The 1,249-nt window shown below is 38.8% G+C and carries 1 protein-coding gene; it reads right to left on the minus strand.

Annotated features, from left to right (window positions below; translation table 11 throughout):
- Window positions 1-1,201: terminase TerL endonuclease subunit (locus tag ACFXI4_RS44715; protein WP_385003453.1), on the minus strand; the 1,201-nt coding region annotated here is incomplete at its 3' end.
- Between the last annotated feature and the right edge of the window lie 48 nt (window positions 1,202-1,249).

Here is a 1,249-nt window from a genome sequence, read left to right on the forward strand (position 1 = left end):
GCTTCACTTTAAGGACCGCTTTTCCATCTTCATCCCACGTTGGGAAGTTTAAAGACACACAGGTCAAATCTCGTGTGCGTGATAAATCCAAACCAATGTAACAAGGTTCACCACTTAAATTTCCAAGCTCTTGGGTAGTAACCAAACACGGCTCTACTTGATCCTGTTCAAAGAAATTATCCGCACCGTTTACAAATACATCCAAGTGCTTCGTTAGAAACTCGGCTTTTGAATGCGCTGAACGTTGTGCCGTTTTAAACGCTGACTCCAAGGCGGAAAGATCAACTGATATTCCCCAGTTAGGATTGCACATTTCCCAAACTTTTCTATCCGTCCAATCATAGTTTTTATTTGGTTCATAGATTAGAACAAAGTTCGAATCATTATCATCACGTTTCAACACTTCTTTTGCTTCACGATATACGCGCATTCCAACAGACGATGAACCTTTCCCAGCAGTTGAAATATTAAACATCAATGGTTGTGGCAAAGAGATTTGTGCAGACTTAAAATTGTCATACTGTTCCATTTTCTCTTGCTTATGCAGCTCATCATTCAATACAAAATATGGATTAGAACCCTCAATGTTATCGATATTCTTCGTTTGAACAATAAATTTATTCGAATAAGCCATATCTTCATGAATATAATCATAAGTAATACTAGAAACAGTTCCCTTTGGCCCCCTAAATATTTTAGTTCCTTCAAGTAGGATTGGATTGTTTAAGATGGTAGCTGCAAAAGGTTTGGCAGCATATTGCGCTTGAGCAAAGTCAGAAGCGCATGCATAACAATCGACTGACAAAGCACCTTCTCCATACATTGCATAGCCTAATGAACCGACAGCAATCAATGTTTTACCGTTCTTTTTAGGGATTTGGACATACGCTTCACGAGTAACACGGACAATTTGCCCTTTTTCATTTTCTTTAACCCATCCATACATCCACGAGTAAATAAATTTTTCCCAAGGTTCTAAAATGAATGGCTTTCCAACCATCTCGCCTTTTGTGTGAACAATAAACGACTCAACCCAGTCCATCATTTCATTCGCACGATCTACATCAAACCAAATATCTTTACGTTTTTTCCACCGATACCAACGATCCACTGCCAAACGAACAGTTTTAGGATATTTCCCAGGTTTCTTTCTTACTTCTTTTGCAAATAAATCGGCATAATTTACACCAGGTTCGATCATTTTTCAGTACCTGCCTTCTTACGCCATTTGTTTCTGTGCGCTGCTAGT

This window comes from Streptomyces sp. NPDC059224 (assembly GCF_042754285.1).
In the GTDB taxonomy this organism is placed as follows: domain Bacteria; phylum Actinomycetota; class Actinomycetes; order Streptomycetales; family Streptomycetaceae; genus Streptomyces.